The organism is Haloarcula sp. K1 (genome assembly GCF_001647155.1).
GTDB classification, from domain to species: domain Archaea; phylum Halobacteriota; class Halobacteria; order Halobacteriales; family Haloarculaceae; genus Haloarcula; species Haloarcula hispanica.
On the sequence record NZ_LRHL01000004.1, the window covers coordinates 189,563 to 196,358 of the forward strand.

The following is a 6,796-nucleotide window of genomic DNA, read 5'->3' on the forward strand; positions in this document are numbered from 1 at the left end:
CGCGGTCTGGCCGTTCTCAGTGTGAGTACCCGCGGTCCGGAAGCGTCTCCCCGTTGAGCGTGACGCCGTGTTCGGTGACCGTTCCGATCCGGTGGAGCGGGCACGGCACGGCCTGTCTTGCCTCGGGAACATCCGCCTCGGGCAGCGTACAGACCAGTTCGAAGTCCTCGCCGAAGAACACGCCCAGCTCTCTCCGCTCCTGCTCAGTCTCCGCGAGCGCGTCGACTTGCGCGTCTATCGGGAGTGGCTCTTCGACAGCAAAGCCACAGCCGTTGGCCTCGGCTAACTGGTGCAGCGAGCGGGCCAGCCCGTCGCTCGAATCCATCATCGCCGTCGCGTGCGCTCGGAGTGCGACGCCTGCACGCACGCGGGGTTCGAACTGAAACAGCTCGTTCGCCCGGCCAGTGTCGCCCCGGTCGAACAGTTCGAGGGCGGCGGCTGACCGGCCCAGCGTTCCGGTGACACAGACCGCGTCGCCGGGCGACGCGCCCGAGCGCCGGATCGGGTCCGCGGCCGCCCCGATGGCCGTCGTCGCGACGGTGAACTCGTCGTGGCTGTCCAGGTCACCGCCGACGTACTCCGCGCCGACCGCGTGACACACGTCCTGTGCGCCGTCGACGAACGCCGCGAGTTCGTCCGGTTCGAACGACGGCGCGCCGTACGCGGCCACCGCGGCTGTCGCGTCGGCCCCCATCGCGGCCACATCCGACAGCGAGGCGGCGACGGCCCGCCAGCCCGCCGTGTAGCGGGTCGTCCCCGTCGGGAAGTCCGTCCGCTCGTGGAGCATATCCGTCGTGATGACCTGGCCGTCCACGACGGCGCAGTCGTCGCCCGCGTCGGGAAGTCGGTCGGCGAGGTCGGCGAGTGCAGCCCGCTCGTCCATACCCGGTCGTCGGTGTCCCGGGGCAAAACCCTCGGGGTATCGGTCGGCGGGACAGGGTCGGTGGGTTGAAACCGGAGACTGCCAATCCCATCCACATGGATGGGAACCGGATGGCGACGGTCGTCGGGTTCGCGGCAGCACTGGCCGTCCTTGGGGGGCTGGTGTGGTTTGTCGGCATCGACGAGACGCTGGATGCGCTCACCACGGCGGACCCGTGGGCGCTTCTCGCTGTCGCGGGCATCGCCATGCTCTGGCTCGTCTCGTGGGGGCTGGCGCTGTGGACGGTCCTCCGAGCGCTTGACGCACCGGTTGCGCCACACACAGCCGTTCTCGTGTTCGTCGCCGCCGTGTTCTCGAACAACGTCACGCCCTTCGGCCAGGCCGGCGGCGAGCCCGTGAGCGCGCTGTTGATATCGACAGCCGCCGACACCGAGTACGAGACCGGGCTGGCGGCTATTGCTACCGTCGACACGGTCCACTTCCTGCCGTCGGTCGGGTATGCCATCGTCGGCTTCACGTTCGTCGCCGCTGGAGCGGTCCAGTTGACCCGAAACCTGGCGTTTGCCGCCGGTGCTGTCGCGGTGCTCGCGGTCGGCATCCCCATCGCCGCCGTCCTGGGCTGGCGACACCGGGACCGCATTCAGGCGGCGGTCGTTCGCGGTGTCGCACCCGCCCTCGCCGCGGTGTCGAAGGTCGTTCCCCGGTGGTCCCCGCCGTCCGCCAAAAACATCGAGACGCGAATCGAGGGGTTCTTTTCGGCCATCGAACGCATCGCGACGGACCGGCGGACAGTCCTCCAGACCTTCGGGCTCTCGGCCTTTGGCTGGGTCTGCCTGTCGGCGTCGCTGTGGACGTCGCTGTACGCCGTTGGGGCACCAGTCCCGGTCGAGGTCGTCCTGCTTGTCGTCCCTGTCGGGAGCATCGCCAGCGTCGTCCCGCTTCCCGGCGGGTCGGGCGCTATCGAGACGGTACTCGTGACGCTGCTGGTCTCGACGGCCCCGATTTCGGCCGCCCTCGCCACCTCTGCGGTGCTGATCCACCGCGTCGGGAGCTACCTGCTGCCGACGGTTATCGGCGGCGGCGTCGCTGCCGCGCTCAGTGTCGACCGGGCCGCGTCCGAGGAGTGACACTCACGGTTCCCGACGGGAGAGAGCATCACTGCCCTATGGGCGAGTGAACGGTTCACGCCCGCCGACTGCGAACGACGCGTTTAAATGACGGCGACGGAAAGGAATCTGCAATGGCTACACTCTACGACGTTCCCCCCGAGGAACTCATCGAGGCACTCACGGAGACGCTCGCAGACGAAGACGATATCGAAGCCCCGGACTGGGCCGAGTACACCAAGACCGGTGTCGACCGCGAACTCCCACCCGAGCAGGAGGACTTCTGGGCACGACGAGCGGCCAGCCTCCTCCGGAAGGTCGCCGTCGACGGTCCCGTCGGCGTCAACGCCCTCCGCTCCGAGTACGGCACCTCGAAGCAGGGAACGACCCGCTACCGCGTCCGCCCCCACCACAAGACCAAGGGCTCGGGCAACATCATCCGGACGGCGCTCCAGCAGCTCGAAGACGCCGGCTACGTCGAGACCAGTGAGAACGACGGCCGCCGTGTCACCGGCGAAGGCCGCAGTCTCCTCGACGACACCGCAGGCGACCTCCTGACGGAACTCGACCGTCCGGAGCTCGAACGCTACGCGTAACTGACGCCTTTCTCGCTGTTTTTCAGCCGGCCCGTAGCTCCTGCTCCGAAATCGTTTTCCGACCGACTCCAGTACTCTAATACAACTATGAGTGGCGACCCCAGCGAGGAGGAGCTCGAAGAACTTCGGAAACAGAAGATGGAGCAGCTCAAGGAACAGCAGGGCGACGAGGGCGAGGCGCAGGAGGCGGCCAAGCAGCAGGCCGACGCCCAGAAGCAGGCAGTCCTCAAGCAGAACCTCACCGACGGCGCACGCAAGCGGCTCAACACGGTCAAGATGTCGAAACCGCAGGTCGGGGAGCAGATCGAACAGCAGGTCGTCGCGCTGGCCCAGAGCGGCCGCGTGCAGGGCCGGATCGACGAGGACCAGATGAAGGAGCTCCTCTCGGAGCTGACGCCCGACTCCAAGAGCTTCGACATTAAGCGCCGGTAGATGCGCTGTGCCCTGTTGTACAGCGGGGGCAAGGACTCGACGCTGGCGGCGCTCTTGCTCGACCCCTTTTACAACGTAACGCTCGTCAGCGGCTCCTTCGGCGTCCGTGACACCGACCCCGCTCGGGAGAGCGCGTCGGCTGTCGGCTTCGACCACGCGACGGTCGATCTAGACCCGGACGTGGCCCACGACGCCGTCGAGCAGATGCACGACGACGGCTACCCGCGTAACGGCATCCAGCAGGTCCACGAACACGCCGTCGAAACCGTCGCCCGGGGCGACTGGGTCGCCGAGGCTGACGACATCGACACACTCGATGCCGTCGCCGACGGCACCCGTCGCGACGACCGGGTACCGACCATCGAGCGCCCGCTCGCCCAGAGCGTCGAGGACCGCTTCGGCGTGGACTACCTCGCGCCGCTTGCGGGTATCGGCCGCGGCGCTATCGACGCGATGGCTGCAAACCGACTCGTGGTCGAGAGCGGCCCCAGCGCCGAGATTCCGAAGGCCGACTACGAGGTCGAACTCCGCGCGCTCCTGCGGGAGCGCTACGGCGAGGGTGCCGTGACCGACGTGTTCCCCGAGCACACGCAGTCCCGCGTGCAGGGCCTGCGGTAGCCGTCGGCGGTTCGAGTCCTGCGCGTGCGTTCGTCAGATTAGGCGATGTCCCGGCTGGTGTCCACGTTGATCCGGTCGGTGAGGTCGAGGAATATCGGTTCTGTGAGCGCTCGGCCCCCGCGGAACTTCGGGACGAAGAGCCTGTTTTCGATGGCGTCGTCGTTTCGCTTCGTTTCGAGATCGAACACGATGTCGCTCGTGTACTCTGTCCGGTGGCGCTGTGGCGGCGTGGCGCTGTGTTTGAGCGCGTACAGGACCGCGACGCTGTCAGTCTGTGCGAGTCTGGCCTGCAGTGTTTCGAGGAAGGCCCGAAACTCCCCCGTATCGGCGCGCTCAAGCGGTTCGACCGGGCCGACGACGAGGAGCGACTCTTCGGTGAGCCCCTCGACGTGGGCGAGTACATCGCTGACCGGGGCCTCCCGATCCAGTTGGCTGACTGCGAGATCGTCGTAGGTCCCCCGCTGGGACCGCAGTGCCGACGTGACCGTCGTCGGTGCCTGTTCGCCGGAGAGATACACCGTCTCCTGCCGGGCGACGAACTCGGAGAGAAACAGCTCCGCCTGGCTTGCCGGTTCGGCGAGCAGCGTGACGAGGCTCCCAGTCGGAATGCCGCCGTCGAGCTTCCGGTCGAGTGCTCGAACCCCCGTCTCGAATCGCTGTGTCACTGTCTCACCCCGCGCGGCGTCCACCGATGCCTTGCCCATCCCATAGCGCCACCCTCGATAGACCGCGTCTTTGTTGTCCCCTCTCTAACACGGACCGTTCCCCGTGTAGCCGGCCACTACCCTTTTGACGCCAGCGCGTGCCGGCCACGCCCGTCTGTCACGGACGGACTACTGGCGAAAGCAGCAGCGAGCCCCTGTCGTAGTGAGTCTCTACTGGGCGCGATTTGGTGGTCACGGCCAGCGTGAACGAACAGGTTCAAGCGCGCCCTCGCTGTAGACGCGGACATGTACGACTCCGTCAAGGGCTTTCGTGATTTCTACCCCGAGGAGATGCAGGCTCGGCGGTGGGCCATGGACACGCTGGAAGACGTCGCACAGCGCTACGGCTTCCGGGAGATCGGCACGCCGGCCTTGGAGCCGACCGAGATGTACGTCGACAAGAGCGGCGAGGAGATCGTCGAGGAGCTGTACAGCTTCGAGGACAAGGGCGGGCGCGAGGTCGCGCTCACGCCGGAGCTGACGCCGACCGTCGCACGGATGTTCGTCGCCAAGCAACAGGAACTCTCGAAGCCAATCAAGTGGGTGTCGACGCGGCCGTTCTGGCGCTACGAGGAGCCCCAACAGGGCCGGTTCCGGGAGTTCTACCAGACTAACGTCGACATCTTCGGGTCGGCGGAGCCGACGGCCGACGCCGAGATTCTGGCCGTCGCCGTGGACATGCTCACCGACCTCGGGCTCACCGCCGAGGACTTCGAGATCCGCGTCTCCCACCGGGACATCCTCGCGGGCGTGCTGGAGTCCTTCGGGGCCGACGTGGACGTGCCCGAAGCGATTCGCGCAGTCGACAAGCGGGCGAAAGTCGACCACGACGACTACCTTGACGCGCTCGTCGAGGCGGGGCTCAACTACGGGCAGGCCGACAAATTCGACGAGATGCTGCAGATCGATGCCGAGGAAATCGAAACGCTCGCGGACCTCACCGGCTCCGAGGACGTCCGCGCGGCGACTGACAATCTTCAGGCGGTGCTCGACGCCGCCGAGGACTTCGGCGTCCGCGAGCACCTCACCGTCTCGTTGACGACCGCGCGCGGGCTGGACTACTACACCGGCGTCGTCTTCGAGTGCTTCGATTCGACGGGCGAGGTGTCCCGCTCGGTGTTTGGCGGCGGCCGCTACGACGATCTCATCGAGGGCTTCGGCGGCCAGCCGACGCCGGCCGTCGGCTTCGCGCCCGGCCACGCCACCCTTCAGTTGCTCTGCCAGCGCGCCGGCGTCTGGCCCGCTGAGGAGCTATCGACGGATTACTACGTCCTGCAGGTCGGCGACACGCGCCCGACCGCGGCCCGCATCGCTCGCGACCTGCGCGAGCGCGGCCACGTCGTCGAGAGCGACGTCGCCGACCGCTCCTTTGGCGCGCAGATGGGCTACGCAGACGGCATCAACGCCGAGACGGTCGTCATCGTCGGCGAGCAGGACCTCGAAAACGACGAGGTGACGCTCAAGGAGATGGACGACGGCGAGCAGATCAGCGTCCCGCTCTCGGCGTTCCCGGGCGACCACGACCGGCCGACGTTCGAGGACTTCGCGGAGTAACGCGACCGAGCCATCGGTCCGCGACAGTAGCTTTTTGCGACCACCGTGTCGAGTAGTCGACATGCAGCTCCCCTCCATCGCCCTCCCGAGGTGGAAGCTCGTCGCGACCATCGCGATACTCTCGCTGGGTATCGCCATGCTTGCAGGCGTGGCCGGCTTCGGCGGGCCGATTGCATCGATGTCGATCATCCTCGGCTGGTTCATTCTGGCTCCGCTCGTCGCCCTTCTGGGATCGAAACTACCGATGATTGAATCGCCGGCGGCCGAGCCGGACTCGGATGAAACCGAGATGACCACGACTTCGGAACCGACGGTAGATCCGGTCGACCAGCTCCGGGAGCGGTACGCTCGCGGTGAACTGACAGACAGCGAGTTCGAGCGGCGACTGGACCGATTGCTGGAAACCGAAGCCCTCTCAGCGAACAGCGAGGCAGAGAATACAGCCGGTGAGACCGACAGAGAAGTCAGCCTCGAAACCGAGTGAGTCGCCGGCCATCGTATTCGAGCCGTGCCACAGGCGGATGTGCAGTCAAGGCACTCGCGGCCTCATTCCTTCGCGCTGACGACCTCGATACCGCTGTCAGTTAGGCGAACGTACAGAAGTACATCGTCCGGTCCCGGGTCGACCACGTCGGCGAGTTCGGGCGCACAGCCCGTTTCCGATGTCGTTGAAGCCATAGGCGCCACAGATCACCGCGTCGACCAGCCGGTGATAAGTGCCGTCCCGCTCGGTCGCCAGCAGGTAGCCCACGCCCTCGATTGCCGTGTCACACGCCGTGCAGGTCAGCGTCTCTGGATGCGAGGGGGGTCCATAACTCCGCCTTCGCGTAGCCGCTACTTATCGCTGTGTGCGGCTGTTCGCGTAGTGTTCAGATAAGGATTGAAGAGTGAGGCACGGCGGTT

General features: G+C 66.7%; 9 protein-coding genes. 6 read left to right on the forward strand and 3 right to left on the reverse strand.

Annotated features, from left to right (window positions below; all coding sequences use genetic code 11):
• Positions 1–16 precede the first annotated feature (16 nt).
• Positions 17–883: a thiamine-phosphate kinase gene (thiL, locus tag AV929_RS02860; protein ID WP_064287373.1), complete on the reverse strand. Its 867-nt coding sequence runs from the start codon at positions 881–883 to the stop codon at positions 17–19.
• A gap of 95 nt (positions 884–978) precedes the next feature.
• Here thiL and AV929_RS02865 point away from each other — a divergent pair, with 95 nt between their 5' ends.
• The 4 genes from AV929_RS02865 (at position 979) to AV929_RS02880 (ending at position 3,635) form a co-directional block, all read left to right on the forward strand.
• A complete protein-coding gene (locus AV929_RS02865) occupies positions 979–2,010 on the forward strand; it encodes a lysylphosphatidylglycerol synthase transmembrane domain-containing protein (protein ID WP_064287374.1) in 1,032 nt (343 codons plus the stop codon).
• A gap of 113 nt (positions 2,011–2,123) precedes the next feature.
• On the forward strand, positions 2,124–2,585 hold the full coding sequence (locus AV929_RS02870) for a 30S ribosomal protein S19e (protein WP_064287375.1): 462 nt from the start codon (positions 2,124–2,126) through the stop codon (positions 2,583–2,585).
• 87 nt (positions 2,586–2,672) lie between these two features.
• Positions 2,673–3,017 (forward strand): DNA-binding protein, encoded by a 345-nt coding sequence (locus AV929_RS02875; protein ID WP_014039426.1) that lies wholly within the window; start codon positions 2,673–2,675, stop codon positions 3,015–3,017.
• Positions 3,018–3,635, forward strand: coding sequence for a tRNA (5-methylaminomethyl-2-thiouridylate)-methyltransferase (locus AV929_RS02880; protein WP_050037502.1), 618 nt, complete (start codon positions 3,018–3,020; stop codon positions 3,633–3,635).
• A gap of 38 nt (positions 3,636–3,673) precedes the next feature.
• Here AV929_RS02880 and AV929_RS02885 read toward each other — a convergent pair whose 3' ends face one another.
• Positions 3,674–4,339 (reverse strand): transcriptional regulator, encoded by a 666-nt coding sequence (locus AV929_RS02885; RefSeq protein ID WP_050037503.1) that lies wholly within the window; start codon positions 4,337–4,339, stop codon positions 3,674–3,676.
• A 246-nt stretch (positions 4,340–4,585) separates the two neighbouring features.
• Between AV929_RS02885 and hisS the strand changes: the two genes are divergently transcribed.
• A complete protein-coding gene (gene hisS, locus AV929_RS02890) occupies positions 4,586–5,893 on the forward strand; it encodes a histidine--tRNA ligase (protein WP_014039429.1) in 1,308 nt (435 codons plus the stop codon).
• A 61-nt stretch (positions 5,894–5,954) separates the two neighbouring features.
• Positions 5,955–6,377 carry an SHOCT domain-containing protein gene (locus AV929_RS02895; RefSeq protein ID WP_050037504.1) on the forward strand — a complete coding sequence of 141 codons (423 nt, stop codon included), beginning with the start codon at positions 5,955–5,957 and terminating at the stop codon, positions 6,375–6,377.
• A 62-nt stretch (positions 6,378–6,439) separates the two neighbouring features.
• Here AV929_RS02895 and AV929_RS22720 read toward each other — a convergent pair whose 3' ends face one another.
• A complete protein-coding gene (locus AV929_RS22720; RefSeq protein WP_255355510.1) occupies positions 6,440–6,571 on the reverse strand; it encodes a hypothetical protein in 132 nt (43 codons plus the stop codon).
• Positions 6,572–6,796: the final 225 nt, after the last annotated feature.